Origin of the sequence: Streptomyces sp. RKAG293 (genome assembly GCF_023701745.1) — a bacterium.
Classification (GTDB): domain Bacteria; phylum Actinomycetota; class Actinomycetes; order Streptomycetales; family Streptomycetaceae; genus Actinacidiphila.
The window spans coordinates 1,926,372-1,942,917 of the sequence record NZ_JAJOZB010000001.1; the positions used below are offsets into that span (position 1 = coordinate 1,926,372).

Below are 16,546 nucleotides of genomic sequence, written 5' to 3' on the forward strand. Positions count from 1 at the left end.
CTCGCGGCATGCCGGTGAACCCGGAACTCTGGCCCGACGTCGTCCGGGTGCCCGGCGCGCCGGTCCGCGCGGCCGTCGCCGAGCGCCTGGTGCGGCGGGCCGTGACCCGCCTCCCGCTGCGCCTCGCGCTGCCGGGCCGCGCACCGGCCGGATCGCCGGACGCGGACGCCCCGCTGCTGCGGGTGCACCGCCCCGACGCCTTCTTCGCCCGGATCGCCGCGTCGGGACTCGTCGGCTTCGGCGAGTCGTATATGGCGGGTGAATGGGACTCCGACGACCTGGTGGGGGTGCTGACCGTGCTCGCCTCGCACGTCGCGTCCCTCATCCCGGCCCCGCTGCAACGGCTGCGCGGCGCGTGGGCGCTGCGGCAGCCGTCGGCCCAGCGCAACACGGTCGTGGGGGCGCGCGGCAACATCAGCCGCCACTACGACCTGTCGAACGACCTGTTCGCGCTCTTCCTGGACGAGTCGATGACGTATTCAGCGGCGCTGTTCCCGCCGGACGGCGAGCCCGCCGACGTCCGCTCCCCCGCCGGGGCCGAGCCGCTGACCGTGGCCCAGCACCGGAAGATCGACCGGCTGCTGGACCTCGCAGCCGTGGGGCCCGGCACCCGGCTGCTGGAGATCGGCACCGGCTGGGGCGAGCTGGCACTGCGGGCCGCGGAACGCGGCGCGGAGGTGGTGACGGTGACCCTGTCGCGGGAGCAGCGCGAGCTGGCCCGGCTGCGGATCCGCGAGGCGGGGTACGAGGACCGGGTGACGGTGCTGCTGCGGGACTACCGGCAGATCCGCGGCGAGTACGACGCCGTGGTCAGTGTGGAGATGGTCGAGGCGGTCGGCGAGGAGTTCTGGCCGGTGTACTTCCGGGCGCTGGAGCGGCTCCTGGCGCCCGGCGGACGGATCGCCCTGCAGGCCATCACCATGCCGCACGACCGGCTGCTGGCCTCCCGGCGCACCTTCACCTGGATCCAGAAGTACATCTTCCCCGGCGGCCTGCTGCCCTCGGTCACCGCCGTCGAGCAGGTCCTGGCCCGCCACACGGGGCTGCGGATCGCGGAGGACACCGGGTTCGGAGCGCACTACGCCCGGACGCTGGAGCTGTGGCGCGAGCGCTTCACCGAGCGGGCCGCGGAGGTGGCGGAGCTGGGGTTCGACGAGACCTTCCGCCGGATGTGGACCTTCTACCTCGCCTACTCCGAGGCCGGCTTCCGGTCCGGCTATCTGGATGTGCGCCAGCTGCTGCTGGTGCGCGGAGCGGCGGCCACCCGGTGAACGATTTTCCGTGGGCCGACTTCGCCACCTGTCTCGCGGCCTCGGCCGGCGCGGCTCTGGCGGTGCTCCTCGCGGCTTTCGCCGCCGGCGCGGCCAAGGGCCTGCACCGGGTCGTGGACGTGGCCTGGGGAACGGCCTTCGCCGGGGTGGCGGCGGTCTCGTACGCACTGTCCGCGGGCCACGGCGACGAGGCCCGGCGGCTGCTGGTCCTGATCGCGACGGCTGCGTGGGGACTGCGGCTGTCCGTGCACATCGGCCTGCGCGGCTGGGGCCACGGCGAGGATCCGCGCTACGACCGGATGCTCTCGCGCGCCCCCGGCAGCCGGAACCTCTACGCGCTGCGCATGGTCTATCTGCTGCAGGCGGCACTGGTGTGGCTGGTGTCGCTTCCCGTCCAGTTCGCCATGTACGTGCCCGGTGCGCTGAACGGGTTCGCGTCGGCCGGGGTGGCGCTGTGGCTGGTGGGGTTCTTCTTCGAGTCCGTCGGCGACTTCCAGCTCGCCCGCTTCAAGCGGGATCCGTCCCACCGCGGCAGGATCATGGACCGCGGGCTGTGGAGCTGGACCCGGCACCCCAACTACTTCGGCGACTTCTGCGTCTGGTGGGGGCTGTTCCTGCTCGCCTGCTCGACCCCGCTCGCGGTCATCACCCTGGTGTCGCCACTGGTCATGAGCTTTCTGCTGCTCCGCGGGAGCGGCAAGCCGATGCTGGAGCGGCATATGGAGCGCCGCCCGGGATTCGCCGAGTACACCGCCCGGACCAGCGGTTTCTTCCCCCGACCGCCACGGCACCGGTCCTGACCTGCCACCGGTTCTCCGGCCCCGACACGCTGTGACCGGGTCGACGCCCGGCGGTCCCCCGCGCCGCCGGGCGCCGATCCAGGCCCCCGTTCCCCGCGCGGCCGCGTAGGCCCGCGAGGGTGCGTTGAGTATATTGGCTGAGAGCCAGTCAACGCAGGAGTAAAGCATGTCTCCCCGAAGCGCATCGGTCAATGAAGAGATGCGGCGGCGTTCCCGGGAACGGCTCCTCCAGGCGACGGTGGAGCTGATCGAGGAGCACGGCTACGAGGCCACCACCCTCGCCGACATCGCCGACCGGGCGGGCACCGCGCGAGGCCTCGTCTCGTACTACTTTCCGGGAAAACGCCAGCTGGTGCAGTCCGCGGTGCACCGTCTGATGCATCTGGAGCTGGCGGCGGCGCTGGAACGGGAGCCGCGCACCGAGGACGGCCAGGAGCGGATGGCGCGGGCCATCGACGCGATTCTGGGCCTGACCCAGACGCACACGAAATTGATGCGCACGCATATGGCGTCGATCCTGCAGGCCGAGGGTTTCATCCAGTGCGCCGAGCAGCAGCGGCTCGCCGCGCTGCTGCGGGACACGGTCGTGCGGTGGGGCGCGGAGGATCCCGGTACGGAGTACCCGATGATGCGCGCGCTGCTGATGGGCGCGGTGGTCGCGCTCCTGGTGCCCGGCGTCCCGATGCCGCTGCCGCGGCTGCGGGCGGAGCTGTTCACGCGGTACGGGCTGGAGTGGGAAATGGGCGTTCCGCCGCCCGCCGACGACGGACCCGGAGCCGCGGACACCCGCCGCCCGGTGCGCTCGCCGCTGCCCTGAGGGCCGGCGGCGGCCCGCCCCTGAAGCCGTAGGCGCGCGCGCCACTCCCGCAACGCACGGGAATGGCGCATGCTGGGCGTACGGGCGGAAGGAGCCAGATCGTGCTTCGTGTCGCAGTAGTCGGTTCAGGTCCCAGCGGCGTGTACGTGGCCGAGGCGCTGACCCGTCAGACCACCGTGCCGGACGTGGCGGTGGACGTCCTCGACCGGCTGCCGTGCCCGTACGGCCTGGTGCGCTACGGCGTGGCGCCGGACCACGAGAAGATCAAGTCCCTGCAGGGCAATCTGCGGCAGGTGCTGGAGGATCCTCGGGTGCGCTTCCTCGGCAATGTCGAGGTGGGGCCGGCGCTCGGCCCCGAGCGGCTCGGCGAGCTCTACCACGCGGTGGTCTACTGCTTCGGCGCCGCCGCCGACCGGCGGCTGGGCGTACCGGGCGAGGATCTGCCCGGCAGTTACTCCGCCACCCGCTTCGTCTCCTGGTACAGCGCCCACCCGGACGAGCCGCCGGAGCAGTTCGCGCTGCTGGCCCGGTCGGCGGTGGTGATCGGGGTCGGCAACGTCGCGGTCGACGTGGCCCGGGTACTGGCGCGCGGCGCGGACGAGTTGCGGCACACCGACATCCCGCAGTCCGCGCTCACCGCACTGGACGCCAGCCAGGTCACCGATGTGCACATGGTGGGGCGGCGCGGTCCCTCCCAGGCGAAGTTCACCACCAAGGAGCTGCGCGAGCTGGGCGGGCTGTCGGGCGCCGATGTCATCGTGCACGCCGACGAGTTGGCGCTCGATCCCGGGTACGCCGACCCTTCCGCGCTGCCCGCCGTGGCCCGTCGCAACGTCGAGGTGCTGCGCGAGTGGACCACGCGGGTCCCGGAGGGCCGGCCGCGCCGGATCCATCTGCGGTTCTTCCTGCGGCCGGCCGAACTCCTCGGCGACGGGCGGGTGTCGGGCGTCCGCTTCGAGCGGACGGTGCCCGACGGGCTGGGCGGAGTGCGCGGGACGGGGCTGCCGGAGGAGATCGAGGCGCAGCTCGTGCTGCGCTCGGTGGGGTATCAGGGCGTGCCGCTGCCCGGCCTGCCGTTCGACGAGCGGCACGCGGTGGTGCCCAACGACGGCGGCCGGGTGCTGCGGGACGGGGTGCCCTCGCCCGGTGAGTACGTCGCCGGCTGGATCAAGCGCGGGCCGACCGGGGTGATCGGCACCAACCGGCCCTGTGCCAAGCAGACGGTGGCGGCGCTGCTCGAGGACGTACCGCGGCTGCTGGCCAGGCCGCTGCCCCGCGATCCGCTGGAGGCGCTGCGGTCGGGCGGCGGCGATCCGGTGGCGTGGCCGGGCTGGCTGTCCATCGAGGCCGCGGAGATGGCGCTCGGCCGGTCGCTCGACCGGGGCACCGTCAAGATCCAGGACTGGGCGCGGCTGCTGGCCGCCGCACGCCTGCCCGCCTGACCCGAACCGGGAGCGGCCCCCGACGGGACGGCGACCTCAGCGGGCGGCGTCCCCGACGGGAGGCGTCCCCGACGGGCATCGGTCTCAACGGGCGGCGGTCGCTCCCGGGTGGATCCGTTCGCACTGCCCGTCGGCCGCCACCAGCACGGTGGCCAGGAGGCCGGGGAACAGGGCGTCCAGATCCTCGCGGCGCAGGCCGCTCATCTTCGACGTGCCCCGGTAGGTCTGCTCGATGACCCCGGCCTCACGGAGCACCCGGAAATGGTGCGTGGTGGTGGACTTGCTGACCGGCAGTTCGACATCGGAGCAGGCCAGCTCGGTCTCGGCGGCGGCCAGGGTGCGCACCACGTGCAGCCGCATGGGGTCGGACAGCGCATGGAGCACGCCTTCGAGGCGGATGGCCGCACGCTCCGGGTGCTCCAGCGCACGGGCGGCGGGGGCGGTCTGCGGTGTCATGGATCCATAGTACGAGATTCCTCGTAGTTTGACATCCACCGTATTACGATGGCTATCGTAGAAGGCGTCCGGTGAAGCGATCCGGTGAGCCCTATGACGAGGAGAGCGCCATGAGCGCACTGTTCGAGCCCTACACCCTGCGGTCCCTGACGATCCCCAACCGCGTCTGGATGGCACCGATGTGCCAGTACAGCGCGGCGGTCGACGGTCCGGAGCAGGGCGTACCGCACGACTGGCACTTCGCACACCTCGCCGCACGGGCGACCGGCGGCACCGGTCTGATCCTCACCGAGGCCACGGCGGTCAGCCCGGAGGGCCGCATCAGCCCCGCCGACCTCGGACTGTGGAACGACCGGCAGCAGGAGGCGTTCGGCCGGATCACCCGCTTCCTCAAGGAGCGCGGAACCGTTCCCGGCATCCAGCTCGCCCACGCCGGACGCAAGGCGTCGACGGACCGGCCCTGGCGCGGCGGCGGCCCGGTCGGCGCGGAGAACCACGGCTGGCAGCCCGCAGCGCCGAGCCCGGCGCCGTTCGCCGACGGCCACCCCGTACCGCGGGAGCTGACCACCGAACAGATCCGGGAGATCACCGAGCGCTTCGCGGACTCGGCCCGGCGCGCGCTCGCGGCCGGCTTCCAGGTCGTCGAGGTGCACGGCGCCCACGGCTACCTGATCCACGAGTTCCTCTCCCCGCACAGCAACCACCGCACCGACGAGTACGGCGGCAGCTTCGAGAACCGGATCCGCCTCGCGCTGGAGGTCGTCGACGCGGTGCGCGCGGTGTGGCCCGCGGACCTGCCGGTGTTCTTCCGGGTGTCCGCGACCGACTGGCTGACGGAGAACGGCGCGGGCGAGGGCTGGACCGCGGACGAGACCGTCCGGCTGGCGAAGGAACTGCGTGCCCACGGCGTCGACCTGCTCGACGTCTCGACCGGCGGCAACGTTCCCAAGGTCCGGATCCCGACCGGGCCCGGCTACCAGGTGTCCTTCGCCGAGCGGGTCAGGACGGAGACCGATCTGCCGGTGGCGGCGGTCGGCATGATCACCGATGCCCGGCAGGCCGAGGAGATCATCGCCTCCGGCCGGGCCGACGCCGTCCTGCTCGGCCGCGAGCTGCTGCGCGACCCGCACTGGGCGCTGCGCGCGGCGCGCGAACTGGGCACGGAGTCCCGCGTTCCGGACCAGTACGGATGGGCCATCTGAGACCCGGCCCGCACCGGATCCGGCGCTTCGGCCGGTCCGGCCGGTCCGGCCTGCGCCGCGGTCCCGGATCCCGTGGGTCCCGACCGCTCCAGTAGTTCACCGAGGCAGCCGAACGGGGCCGGAGGACGCGGCACCGACCTGCGGGAACTCCGCACGGGGGGCCATTGTCAGTGGCGGGGTGGAGACTCTGTGATGTCGGACACATTCCATCCTGGAGGCGACGTGCCATGAACGACGTATTGCTCGCGGTGGGCACCCAGAAGGGTCTGTTCCTCGGCCGCAGGAACAGCGGCGGGGAGTGGGACTTCGGCGGCCCGCACTTCCCGATGCAGGCGGTGTACTCCATCGGGATCGACACGCGCCGCGATACGCCCCGGCTGCTGGTGGGGGCGGACAGCTCGCACTGGGGGCCGTCGGTGTTCCGCTCCGACGACCTGGGGGCGAACTGGCACGAGCCCGCCCGGCCCGCCGTGAAGTTCCCCGAGGACACCGGCACCTCGCTGGAGCGCGTGTGGCAGCTGCATCCGGCCGGGCCCGCCGCCCCGGACGTGGTCTACGCGGGCACCCAGCCGGGCGCGCTGTTCCGCTCCGAGGACGCCGGCGAGAGCTTCGCGTTCGTCCGCAGCCTGTGGGAGCACCCGCAACGGGCCGAGTGGAACGCCGGGTTCGGCGGCCAGGCCGTGCACACGGTGGTGACCGACCCCCGTAGCGCCGATGTGGTGACCGTGGCGGTGTCCACCGGCGGGGTCTACCGCTCGCTGGACGGCGGGGCGAGCTGGACACCGTCCAACACCGGGGTGCAGTGCACCTTCCAGCCCGAGCGGTTCCCGGAGTTCGGCCAGTGCGTGCACAAGATCGCGCAGGACGCCGAGGACCCGGACCGGCTGTATCTGCAGAACCACGGCGGGGTCTACCGCAGTGACGACGCGGGGGCGAAGTGGTCGGAGATCGGCGCCGGCCTGCCCGCCGACTTCGGCTTCACCATCGCCACCCATCCGCGCCGCGGCGGCGTCGCCTATGTCTTCCCGATCACCGCGGACTCCCACCGGCTGCCGCCGGACCTGCGCTGCCGGGTCTTCAGGACCGAGGACGGCGGCGGGACCTGGGCCCCGCTCTCCCAGGGGCTGCCGCAGGAGCCGCACTACGGCGCCGTCCTGCGGGACGCGCTGTGCCTGGACGACGCGGAGCCGGCCGGGGTGTACTTCGGCAACCGCAACGGGGAGGTGTACGCGAGCGCGGACGAGGGCGACAGCTGGCAGCCGGCCGTCTCCCATCTCCCCGACGTGCTGTGCGTGCGTGCGGCCGTCATCGGCTGAGCCACTAGAGTGACGGATCGTGACAGCGCGACCGTTGAACGAAATCGTCGAGGCCGGCTGGGCGAAGGCCCTGGAGCCGGTCGCCGGGCAGATCGGCGCGATGGGAGATTTCCTGCGCGCCGAGATCGCCCAGGGACGCACCTACCTTCCGTCCGGGCCGAATGTGCTGCGCGCGTTCCAGCAGCCGTTCGACGAGGTGCGGGTGCTGATCGTGGGTCAGGACCCGTACCCCACGCCCGGCCACGCGGTGGGGCTGAGCTTCTCCGTGGCTCCGGAGGTGCGACCGCTGCCCGGCAGCCTGGAGAACATCTACCGGGAACTCTGCACCGACCTCGGCGTACCCCGGCCGTCCAACGGGGACCTGACGCCGTGGACGCGGCAGGGCGTGCTGCTGCTCAACAGGGCGCTCACCACGGCGCCCCGCAAGCCCGCGGCCCACCGGGGCAAGGGCTGGGAAGAAGTCACCGAGCAGGCCATCCGGGCGCTGGTGGCGCGCGGCACCCCGCTGGTGTCGATCCTGTGGGGGCGTGACGCCCGCAATCTGCGTCCGCTGCTCGGCGAACTGCCCGCGCTCGAAGCGGCCCACCCGTCACCCATGTCCGCGGACCGCGGCTTCTTCGGCTCCCGGCCGTTCAGCCAGGCCAACGCCCTGCTGACAGGACTCGGCGCCAATCCCGTGGACTGGCGCCTGCCGTGACGGAGCCGGACTGTACGCTGCCCGGGTGACGACGCATTCGAATACTCCTGCGGGCTGGTACGCGGACCCGCAAGGCACCCCGAACCTGCTCCGCTACTGGGACGGATCCCAGTGGACCGAGCACACGAACACCGGCCAGCCGGGCCAGGTGCCCCAGCAGCAGACGAACAACGCCTGGGAACTGAACGTCGACGGCGGCCACGACCCGTCGAAGGTGCAGCGCCAGGTGCAGCACCAGGCCGGCGTCGCGCCGGCCGGCGGTGGCGGCGGCACGCTGTTCAACGAGCCGATCCTGGTGGTGAACCAGAAGGCCAAGCTGATCGAGCTGAACAACGAGTACAGCGTGTTCGACCAGCAGGGCCGCTCGCTCGGTTCGGTGAGCCAGGTCGGCCAGAGCACGGCCCGCAAGGTGCTGCGCTTCGTCTCCAGCGTCGACCAGTTCCTCTCGGTCAAGCTGGAGGTGCGGGACGCCCACGGGCAGCCGCAGCTGCTGCTCACCCGCCCGGCGAAGTTCATCAAGTCCAAGGTGATCGTGCAGCGCCCGGACGGCCAGACGCTCGGCGAGATCGTCCAGCAGAACGCCATCGGCAAGATCAACTTCTCGTTCGAGGTCAACGGCCAGAAGATCGGCGCCATCAAGGCCGAGAACTGGCGCGCCTGGAACTTCGCGATCGTCGACCACACCGACACCGAGGTCGCCCGCATCACCAAGACGTGGGAGGGCCTGGCCAAGACCATGTTCACCACGGCGGACAACTACGTGCTGCAGATCCACCGGCAGCTCTCCGAGCCGCTGCTGAGCATGGTGGTCGCCTCCGCACTCACGGTGGACACCGCGCTCAAGCAGGACTCCCGCGGGCTCGGCTGACCCGATGGCCGGTTCCGGCGGCTGGGTCCTCGGTGTGGACTCCGGCGGCTCCGGGGTGCGGGTGTCCCTTGCCCGCGCCGACGGCACCGCCAGGTCCGCGCCGGTCTCCTCCAAGCGGCCCGCCGTGGTCGCCGAGCGGGGTATCGACGCCGACAGCCTGCTCGACGAAGTGCTCCCCGCCGCGCGTGAACTGATGCGGGCGGCGGGCGCGGAGCAGCTCACCGCTGCCGCGGTCGGCGCCGCGGGCATGGCCACGCTCGGCGACGATCTGCGCGCCGTGCTGCCCGGGGCGCTGCGGGAGGCCTTCGGCGTGCGCGCGCTCGCGCTCGCCGCGGACGCGGTGACCGCGTACGCGGGCGCCCTCGGCATGCGCCCCGGCGTCGTGGTCGCGGCGGGCACCGGCATGATCGCCCTCGGCACCGGGCTCGACGGCTCCGGCTGGCGCCGCGCCGACGGCTGGGGCCATCTCCTCGGCGACGCCGGCGGCGGCGCCTGGATCGGCCGCGCCGGGCTGGATTCCGCCCTGCGCGCCCACGACGGGCGGCCGGGCGGCTCCGCCGCGCTCCTGGAGCGCGCCGAAGCGCTCTTCGGCCCGGTCGCCGAGCTGCCGGGGCAGCTGTACCCACGGCCCGACCGTCCCGCCGTACTCGCCTCGTTCGCCCCGGCGGTGGCCCGCTGCGCGGCCGCCGATCCGGTGGCCGCGGACATTCTGCGGCAGGCGGCACGGCACATCCTGGAGACGGCCGCCGCCGTACGTCCGGTCACCGGCACCGCCACCGGTTCGTGCCGGACGGCGCTGACCGGCGGTTTGTTCAAGATGGGCGAGCCGCTGCTCGGCCCGCTGCGCGAGCTCGCGCCCGAGGTGTTCCCCGAGGCGGAGTTCGTGCCCGCCGACGGAGACCCGCTGCTCGGCGCGCTGCGCATCGCGGGCGCGCTCGCCTCCGGCACGCTGTCGCTGCCGGAGGACCCGGCTCTGCTGCACGTCCCGATGCACGTGCATCCGCACAGCCAAATGTGACCGAACGTGAAGGAAATTCGGACGGAACGGGACAGGTCCCCCTAGGACGTACCCACCCGAACACCCGCGCACCACGAGGCATTAGCATGCGACGCCATGAGCACTGCCACTGGCCCCGCACCCGGCCTCCCCGTTCGAATGCCGCGTCCCCGCCAGCCGGGACGCCACCGCCGACCGGAGCCCCTGGCCGCGCCCGAGGGCGCGCCGGTGCTGGTTCTCGCTGTTCCCGGCACCCCGACCCCCGCCGTACGCAGTCTGGCGGAAGAGGTCATGAGCATCGCCCGTTCCGAGCTGTCGGGCCTCGACCCGCGCATCGGCTACCTCGAAGGGGACGACGCCGAGTTCCCGGCGCTGGAGGCCGTGCTCACGCAGGCCGCCTCCGAGCGCCCTGACGGCTCCCCCGCCGCCGTCGTGGTCCCGCTGCTGGCCGGGCCCGACGCGTCGGTGGTCCGCCGGATCCGCCAGGCGGTGACCGACAGCCGCTGCGGCGCCGAGGTGACCGATGTACTCGGCCCGCACCCGCTGCTCGCCGAGGCGCTGCACGTGCGGCTCTCCGAGGCCGGGCTGGCCCGTGCCGACCGCGCCCGGCTGTTCACCGTCGCGACGGCCGCCGACGGCATCATCCTGGCCACCGTGGGCGGCGAGGAGGCCGTACAGGCGGCCGGTGTCACCGGTCTGCTGCTCGCGGCCCGGCTCGCGGTCCCGGTGCTGGCCGCCGCGCTGGACGTGGACGGGTCGATCGCCCGCGCCGCCGAGCAGCTGCGGTCCTCCGGCTCCACCAACCTCGCCCTCGCACCGTGCCTGATCGGTCCCGAGGTCGCCGCCCAGCTGCTGCACTCCGCGGCCGAGGAGGCGGGCTGCTCCGGCGCCGACGCGCTCGGCCCCTACCCGGCGGTGGGCAAGCTCGTGGTCGCCCAGTACACGACCGCGCTCGGCATCGCCCCGCAGGGCGCCCCGGTGCACTGACGTTCCACCACAACGGTGCGGGCGGCGCGTTCAGCGCCGCCCGCACCGCTGTGTCCGCCGTCCCCCTACCGGGTTCAGCGCACCAGCACGCGGTTCAGCGCAGCAGCACGCAGGAGGCGGCCGGCACGTCCACCGAGCCGGCCTGCTTGGGGATGCCGGTCTCCTGGTCGATGTCGAACCAGGTCACGTCGCCGGACCGCTCGTTGGACGCGTACAGCCGGCGGCCGGACGGGTCGGCGGTGAGGTGCCGCGGCCAGTCCCCGCCGCAGGGCACGGTGTCCAGCAGCTCCATCCGGTCCCCCGACTCGTCGAGGGAGAGCACCGCGATGCTGTTGTGGCCGCGGTTGGCCGCCCAGGCGAACCGGCCGTCGGATGAGACGACCAGTTCCGACGGGTAGTTGGGGTTCTCCGGGCCCGCCGCGCCCTCGGGCAGTACCGACACCTCGGTCACCGGCCGCAGCGATCCGGCCGCCGCGTCCCACCGGCAGACGGTGACGACGGACCGCAGCTCGTTCATGACGTACGCCCGGTCACCGCGCGGGTGGAAGGTCATATGGCGCGGTCCGACCCCGGAGCGCAGCCCGAGCTCCCGCTCGATCTCCAGCTCGCCGGTGGCCGTGTCGAGCTCGCACACCCGCACCGAGTCGGTGCCGAGGTCGACGCTGAGCAGCCAGCGACCCGAGGGGTCCGGCAGGACCATATGGGCGTGCGGGCCCCTCTGGCGCTTCTTGTCCGGCCCGTCGCCCTCGTGCTCCAGCACGCTGCGCACCGCGCCGAGCCCGCCGCCGGCCGCGTCGAGGCCCAGCACGCTGACGCTGCCCGACGTGTAGTTGGCGGTGACCAGGTGCCCCCCGTGCAGGCACAGGTGGGTGGGCGCGCTGCCGCGTACGGGCACCGTGCCGCCCAGCTGGCGCGGCGCGGCGGGGTCCGCCAGCGAGAAGGCCGCGGCGCCGCCCTCGGACGTCTCGCTCACCGTGTACAGCACCTCGCGGTCGGCGGAGAGCGCCAGGAAGGACGGGTCGGCCACCTCCGCCGCCGACCCCAGCACGGTGAGCACACCGGTCCCTGGGTCGACGGTGGCCGTGGTGAGGCCGCGTCCGCCCGCCGAGGTGAATGATCCGATGTATGCGTGCGCGGCCACCACTTGCTCCTGTCACTCCTGCAACGTGTGCTGCGGTGACATTAGTGGTCGGCGCGGCCGGCCGCACGGCCGGGGCTACACGTGGACCGATCCGGGACACGTGCCCTGGCCCGTACGGGGCTCCGTGCGAGGCTCGGTGCGGGGCTCCGTCCGGGGCTCCGTGCGGGGTGCGGCGGAGCGGTGCACATAGGCCGGGGTGCGGTCGCCCGTTTCGTAGTAGCGGTGGAACACCTCGGTGGCCGAGCCGGAGATCGGCGGCACGATCCACGACCAGTCGGCCGGCACGCTGCGCCCCTTGCGCTCCTCACGGTCGACGTGGGTGAGGAAGCGGCGGGACTCGGTGTGGTGGTCGGTGACGGTGGCGCCGGCCCGGTCGAACGAGTGCAGGACGGCCCGGTTGAGTTCGACCAGGGCGCGGTCCTTCCACAGCGTCCGGTCGCTGCTGGTGTCCAGGCCCAGCCGCCGGGCGAACCGCGGCAGCAGGTCGTAGCGGTCGGTGTCGGCGAGGTTGCGGGCGCCGATCTCGGTGCCCATGTACCAGCCGTTGAACGGCGCGGCCGGGTAGCGGATCCCGCCGATCTCCAGGCTCATGTCGGAGATCGCCGGAACGGCGTGCCAGCGCAGTCCCCACTCGGCGAGCCACTCCAGCTCCGGGTGGACGATCGGCACCTCGAACAGCGCGTCGGCCGGAAGGGTGAACCAGCACGGCTCCTCGCCGCGGCCCTGGACGATCAGCGGCAGGACGTCGAACGCGGTGCCCGGTCCGCGCGGCCAGCCCAGCCGCTCGGCCGCCTCGGTGATGCCGGTGTTGCGCGGATCCCCCGTCACCACGCCGTCCGCGTCCCGGTAGCCGGCGTACCTGATCAGCTGCTCGTTGTGGATCCGCGGTCCCGGCACGCCGGGTGCGTCGGGGGCGAAGACGGTGATGACCGGGCGGATCCGTCCGCCGTTGGCCGCCGCACGCAGATGGGCCGCCGACTCCTCGGCGATGCCTGCGGCGTCGGAGATCCGGCGCCGGTCACGGATGTGCAGGGAGTTCCAGTACAGCCGCCCTATGCAGCGGTTGTTGTTGCGCCAGGCGACCCGCGCGCCGAAGACCAGTTCCTGTCTGGTGTGCCGGTAGGTGCCGGTGGCGTCGATCTCGGCCCGCACCCGTGTCAGACGCGCTGCGAGGGCGCCGGGGTCGGCCTCCTCACAGTGCAGCTGCCGCAGGAACTCCCTGGCCAGCGGCCAGACCTCGGCCTGCGCCTCCCGCTGCTCCGGTCCCACCGGGCGGGCCGCCGGGCGCCCGACCGGCACCTCCGCCCCCACCGTCCGTTCCTGATGCGCCCTCACGTCGGTCCGTCGCAGAAAGTTCAGCACGCCGCGCACTCCCCAAGATGTTCGGCTCCCGGACCGCATCCCGCTGCGGCCCGCGGAATTCCGATGCGCAGGGTCCTACCCGTGGAGCGGCTGATCCATCCTGTTCGTGGTCGATGCACATGCCTCAGACATGGTCCGCGTGTCCACGTCGCAGCTCAGGCGGCCAAAAGGGCGCGTGGAGTCGCGTGCAGGGGTGCGACCAGTTCGGCGAGCGCCCCCTCCAGTGCGTGCAGGTGCGCCAGCGCGTGTTCCGCGTGCGGGTGCTCGCTGTGCGGGCGCTCGGCGTGCGGGTGCTCGGCGGCCTCCGCGACCGCGGTCAGCCTTGCCGGGACGTGCGGGGCACCGGGCGACACGAGCCGGTGGACGGCTTCCTCGACGCGGCGGCAGGCGGCGAGCAGCCGCTCGTCGTGGCCCGCGTCCGGGTCGGCCACCACGGCGGCGAGGCGGTGGACCCGGTCCGCGCACTCGTCGAGCAGCGCGAGCACCTGCCGCGCCCGCGCCCGGCGGGCCCGCAGCGGGCTGAACGGGTGGACGAGCGGGGCGACGGTGGTCCTGACCCTGCCGAGCACGAGGTCGAGCTCCTTCGCGCGCTGCGCGAGGTCCTCGCCGGGGCCGCCTGCCAGATGGTGCGCGGCCTGGGTGGTGAAGTCGCGCACGCCGTGCAGCGCGCGCTGGATCCAGGCGTCGGTGGCGGCGTGCGTGCTGATCGGCAGGACGACGACCACGGCCAGTGCCGCGCCGAGCGCCCCGACGGCGGTCTCCTCCAGCCGCAGCCACAGCAGGCCCGGGTGGAGGATGCCCAGCAGCCCGTAGAGCGAGCCCGCCATGACGGTCACGAAGAACATCATCCAGCTGTACGACACGGGCGCGGTGTAGAAGATCCCGAAGACGCAGATCCCGACGAGCAGCGCGGTCGGCGCCCCCGCGCCGTGCAGCGGCAGGGCCAGCGCGAGTCCGGCGGCGATGCCCGTCACGGTGCCGAGCACCCGGCGGAAACCGCGGACCAGCGTCTCTCCCCGGTGGGCGGTGTTCACGAAGATCCACCACGCGGTGCCGACCGCCCAGTACCAGCGGTCCTCGGAGAGCGCCTGCCCGAGCGCCAGGGCGCAGCCGGAAGCGGCGGCGGCCTGGAACGCCTGGCGGGTGGTGATCCTGCGCAGTCCGCGCGCCTGCGGCAGCGCGACGACGGCCGGCGGGGCGGCCCGGCGCTCGTAGCACCAGACGCCGAAGCGGACGAGCGCGGCGGAGCCGAGGCCCAGGCCGACGGCGCCGCACAGCTCGGGGAGCGCGGACGGGACGGCGTGCAGGAACTGGGAGATGAAGAACATCATGAACGCGAACACGCCGAGCGCGTGCCCGCGCGGCCCCCAGCGGCGGGCGTAGACGCCGGCGAAGACCACGGCCAGGAAGACCGCGTCACGGGCGTACGGGACCGTGTGGAGGCACGCGGCGACCGCGAGGACCGGGAGTCCGACCACGGGCATCAGGGCGGTGGTGACCGCCTGCTGGCCGACCCGGGCGTCCCCGACGACGAAGAGCGCCAGCAGCGCGGCGAGCCCGCCGCCCGCCACGGCGGGCATCGGCAGCCCGGCCAGCAGGGCGGAGGCGACCGCCAGCGCGATGCCCAGGACCGCGCGGGACGCGCTGCGCAGCCGCGCGAGTCCCGGATCCGGAGCGATGAACATCCTCTTCACGTCGGTGGTCCCCGCCCCTTGTTCGGCTTGTTCGGCATCGGTCGATCTGCGGACATGGCAAAGGCGCTGCGGAGGACCGCAACGCCATCGTCACGCCAAGGAAAGCATCACCAGGGGCAATGGCTCAAACGAGCCAGCTGATGGTGAGCCATTGGTACAGTGATGAGCCTCGATGATCGACCAGAAGGAGACCAGTGGCCCATGGCCGTCGACGCGCTGGACGCCCGCATCCTGCGGCTGATGCTGGAACAGCCGCGCACCAGCGTGCGGGAGTACGCCCGCGTCCTGGGCGTGGCCCGCGGCACGCTCCAGGCCCGGATCGACCGGCTGGAGCGCGACGGGGTGATCACCGGCTTCGGCCCGCGGCTGTCACCCGCCGCGCTCGGCCATCCGGTGCTGGCCTTCGTCCACATCGAGGTGACCCAGGGGCACCTCGACGATGTCGGTGAGGCGCTGGCCGCGGTGCCCGAGATCATCGAGGCGGTCTCGGTCACCGGCGGCGGTGACCTGCTGACCCGCGTCGTCGCGCGCGACAACGCGCATCTGGAGGACGTCGTCCAGCGGCTGATCAGCACCCCGGGCGTGGTCCGTACCCGGACCGAGGTGGCGCTGCGCGAGCGCGTGCCGCACCGGGTGCTGCCGCTGGTCGAGGCGGTGGGACGGAGCGCCGAGGGCCGGGGCGGAGCGCCGCGGACCGGGCACCGTGATCGCTCGGCCTGTCGGCGCCGGTGGAGTTGCTGGACAGCAAGGACCGGCCCCATCCGCGCCTGGCCGCCACCGCGACCGCGACCGCGGTCTTCCCGCGGATGCGCGAGATCATGGAGCTCCGCACGCGGCCGTGCGGCGGCCCCGCGCGTCCTACCGGTTGAGGCCCGCCGCGATGAGGTCCTTGGCGGCCTGCGGCGCCTTCTCGGGCGAGCCGGCGTCGAAGGGCGGCTGCGGGTCGTACTCGATCATCAGCTGGATCGCCTCGGCGGTGGTCCGGCCGGCGATCCGCCCGACGAGCGCGAGGGCCATGTCGATCCCCGAGGATACCCCGGCGGAGGTCACGATCCGCTGCTCGTCGTGGAACACCACCCGCTCCCCGGTGTAGACGGCGCCGAGCTCGTTCAGATCCTCCGCAGCGCTCCAGTGGGAGGCCGCGGTGAGACCGTCCAGCAGTCCCGCCGCCGCGAGCGCCAGCGATCCGGTGCAGACCGAGGTGGTCCAGGTGGTCGTCGCGTGCATCCGCCGGACCCAGTCGAGCAGGCCGGGGTCGGTCAGGAAGTCCCGGACGCCCCGCCCGCCCGGCACCACCAGTACGTCGCAGGCAGTGATCTCGCCGAACGCCGCGTCGGCGGTCAGGGCGAGGGTCTTGGCGCTGTCCCTGACCGGCCCCGCCGTCTCGGCGGCGAACACCGTCTCCGCTCCGGGCAGCATCTTGAGCACCTCGTACGGGCCCACGGCGTCCAGTGCGGTGAACCCGTCGAACAGCGGAATGACGATGCGCATGGCGA

15 protein-coding genes and 1 pseudogene are annotated in these 16,546 nt (G+C 73.2%); 11 read left to right on the forward strand and 5 right to left on the reverse strand.

The window, feature by feature from the left end:
- The first annotated feature begins 8 nt into the window (after window positions 1–8).
- From LNW72_RS08405 to LNW72_RS08420, 4 genes are all read left to right on the forward strand, one after another.
- Window positions 9–1,271 carry a cyclopropane-fatty-acyl-phospholipid synthase family protein gene (locus LNW72_RS08405; RefSeq protein WP_250980060.1) on the forward strand — a complete coding sequence of 421 codons (1,263 nt, stop codon included), beginning with the start codon at window positions 9–11 and terminating at the stop codon, window positions 1,269–1,271.
- Entirely contained in the window at window positions 1,268–2,071 is an 804-nt protein-coding gene (locus LNW72_RS08410; RefSeq protein WP_250974833.1) for a DUF1295 domain-containing protein, read from the forward strand. Before LNW72_RS08405 ends, LNW72_RS08410 begins: the two co-directional genes overlap by 4 nt.
- Before the next feature lie 166 nt (window positions 2,072–2,237).
- Window positions 2,238–2,888: a TetR/AcrR family transcriptional regulator gene (locus LNW72_RS08415; protein WP_250974834.1), complete on the forward strand. Its 651-nt coding sequence runs from the start codon at window positions 2,238–2,240 to the stop codon at window positions 2,886–2,888.
- A gap of 101 nt (window positions 2,889–2,989) precedes the next feature.
- Complete coding sequence (locus LNW72_RS08420; RefSeq protein ID WP_250974835.1) at window positions 2,990–4,330, forward strand: FAD-dependent oxidoreductase; 1,341 nt, start codon at window positions 2,990–2,992, stop codon at window positions 4,328–4,330.
- A gap of 84 nt (window positions 4,331–4,414) precedes the next feature.
- On the opposite strand, the gene LNW72_RS08425 is transcribed toward LNW72_RS08420, so the two are convergent.
- Window positions 4,415–4,786 carry a helix-turn-helix transcriptional regulator gene (locus LNW72_RS08425; RefSeq protein WP_250974836.1) on the reverse strand — a complete coding sequence of 124 codons (372 nt, stop codon included), beginning with the start codon at window positions 4,784–4,786 and terminating at the stop codon, window positions 4,415–4,417.
- Between the two features lie 110 nt (window positions 4,787–4,896).
- Between LNW72_RS08425 and LNW72_RS08430 the strand changes: the two genes are divergently transcribed.
- The 6 genes from LNW72_RS08430 to LNW72_RS08455 all read left to right on the forward strand — a co-directional run bounded on the left by LNW72_RS08430 (window position 4,897) and on the right by LNW72_RS08455 (window position 10,853).
- A complete protein-coding gene (locus tag LNW72_RS08430) occupies window positions 4,897–5,988 on the forward strand; it encodes an NADH:flavin oxidoreductase/NADH oxidase (protein WP_250974837.1) in 1,092 nt (363 codons plus the stop codon).
- A gap of 227 nt (window positions 5,989–6,215) precedes the next feature.
- A complete protein-coding gene (locus LNW72_RS08435; protein WP_250974838.1) occupies window positions 6,216–7,304 on the forward strand; it encodes a sialidase family protein in 1,089 nt (362 codons plus the stop codon).
- A 19-nt stretch (window positions 7,305–7,323) separates the two neighbouring features.
- Window positions 7,324–8,001, forward strand: coding sequence for a uracil-DNA glycosylase (locus tag LNW72_RS08440; RefSeq protein WP_250974839.1), 678 nt, complete (start codon window positions 7,324–7,326; stop codon window positions 7,999–8,001).
- 25 nt (window positions 8,002–8,026) lie between these two features.
- Window positions 8,027–8,869 carry a phospholipid scramblase-related protein gene (locus LNW72_RS08445; protein ID WP_250974840.1) on the forward strand — a complete coding sequence of 281 codons (843 nt, stop codon included), beginning with the start codon at window positions 8,027–8,029 and terminating at the stop codon, window positions 8,867–8,869.
- Window positions 8,870–8,873: 4 nt separating this feature from the next.
- Entirely contained in the window at window positions 8,874–9,887 is a 1,014-nt protein-coding gene (locus tag LNW72_RS08450) for a BadF/BadG/BcrA/BcrD ATPase family protein (RefSeq protein WP_250974841.1), read from the forward strand.
- A 96-nt stretch (window positions 9,888–9,983) separates the two neighbouring features.
- The gene (locus LNW72_RS08455) at window positions 9,984–10,853 is read left to right on the forward strand and encodes a sirohydrochlorin chelatase (RefSeq protein WP_138353901.1); all 870 of its coding nucleotides are present in this window, start codon (window positions 9,984–9,986) and stop codon (window positions 10,851–10,853) included.
- A 94-nt stretch (window positions 10,854–10,947) separates the two neighbouring features.
- Here the strand turns inward: LNW72_RS08455 and LNW72_RS08460 are convergent, their stop codons facing one another.
- The 3 genes from LNW72_RS08460 to LNW72_RS08470 form a co-directional block, all read right to left on the reverse strand.
- Window positions 10,948–11,994: a lactonase family protein gene (locus LNW72_RS08460; RefSeq protein WP_250974842.1), complete on the reverse strand. Its 1,047-nt coding sequence runs from the start codon at window positions 11,992–11,994 to the stop codon at window positions 10,948–10,950.
- 75 nt (window positions 11,995–12,069) lie between these two features.
- Window positions 12,070–13,263: a nitric oxide synthase oxygenase gene (locus LNW72_RS08465; RefSeq protein WP_250980061.1), complete on the reverse strand. Its 1,194-nt coding sequence runs from the start codon at window positions 13,261–13,263 to the stop codon at window positions 12,070–12,072.
- A gap of 248 nt (window positions 13,264–13,511) precedes the next feature.
- Entirely contained in the window at window positions 13,512–15,041 is a 1,530-nt protein-coding gene (locus LNW72_RS08470) for an FUSC family protein (protein WP_250980062.1), read from the reverse strand.
- 210 nt (window positions 15,042–15,251) lie between these two features.
- On the opposite strand from LNW72_RS08470, the pseudogene LNW72_RS08475 reads away from it, so the two are divergent.
- Window positions 15,252–15,719 (forward strand): annotated as a pseudogene (locus tag LNW72_RS08475) (Lrp/AsnC family transcriptional regulator); the annotation flags it as partial.
- Between the two features lie 189 nt (window positions 15,720–15,908).
- Here the strand turns inward: LNW72_RS08475 and LNW72_RS08480 are convergent.
- The gene (locus tag LNW72_RS08480) at window positions 15,909–16,541 is read right to left on the reverse strand and encodes a DJ-1/PfpI family protein (RefSeq protein ID WP_250974843.1); all 633 of its coding nucleotides are present in this window, start codon (window positions 16,539–16,541) and stop codon (window positions 15,909–15,911) included.
- Window positions 16,542–16,546 lie beyond the last annotated feature (5 nt).

Excerpts from the sequence above, each read along its gene's own strand:
- LNW72_RS08405 (WP_250980060.1), top strand. The coding sequence starts at position 9 with ATGCCGGTGAACCCGGAACTCTGGCCCGACGTCGTCCGGGTGCCCGGC.
- LNW72_RS08415 (WP_250974834.1), top strand. The coding sequence starts at position 2,238 with ATGTCTCCCCGAAGCGCATCGGTCAATGAAGAGATGCGGCGGCGTTCC.
- LNW72_RS08425 (WP_250974836.1), bottom strand. The coding sequence starts at position 4,786 with ATGACACCGCAGACCGCCCCCGCCGCCCGTGCGCTGGAGCACCCGGAG.
- LNW72_RS08430 (WP_250974837.1), top strand. The coding sequence starts at position 4,897 with ATGAGCGCACTGTTCGAGCCCTACACCCTGCGGTCCCTGACGATCCCC.
- LNW72_RS08435 (WP_250974838.1), top strand. The coding sequence starts at position 6,216 with ATGAACGACGTATTGCTCGCGGTGGGCACCCAGAAGGGTCTGTTCCTC.
- LNW72_RS08450 (WP_250974841.1), top strand. The coding sequence starts at position 8,874 with ATGGCCGGTTCCGGCGGCTGGGTCCTCGGTGTGGACTCCGGCGGCTCC.
- LNW72_RS08455 (WP_138353901.1), top strand. The coding sequence starts at position 9,984 with ATGAGCACTGCCACTGGCCCCGCACCCGGCCTCCCCGTTCGAATGCCG.
- LNW72_RS08470 (WP_250980062.1), bottom strand. The coding sequence starts at position 15,041 with ATGTTCATCGCTCCGGATCCGGGACTCGCGCGGCTGCGCAGCGCGTCC.
- LNW72_RS08480 (WP_250974843.1), bottom strand. The coding sequence starts at position 16,541 with ATGCGCATCGTCATTCCGCTGTTCGACGGGTTCACCGCACTGGACGCC.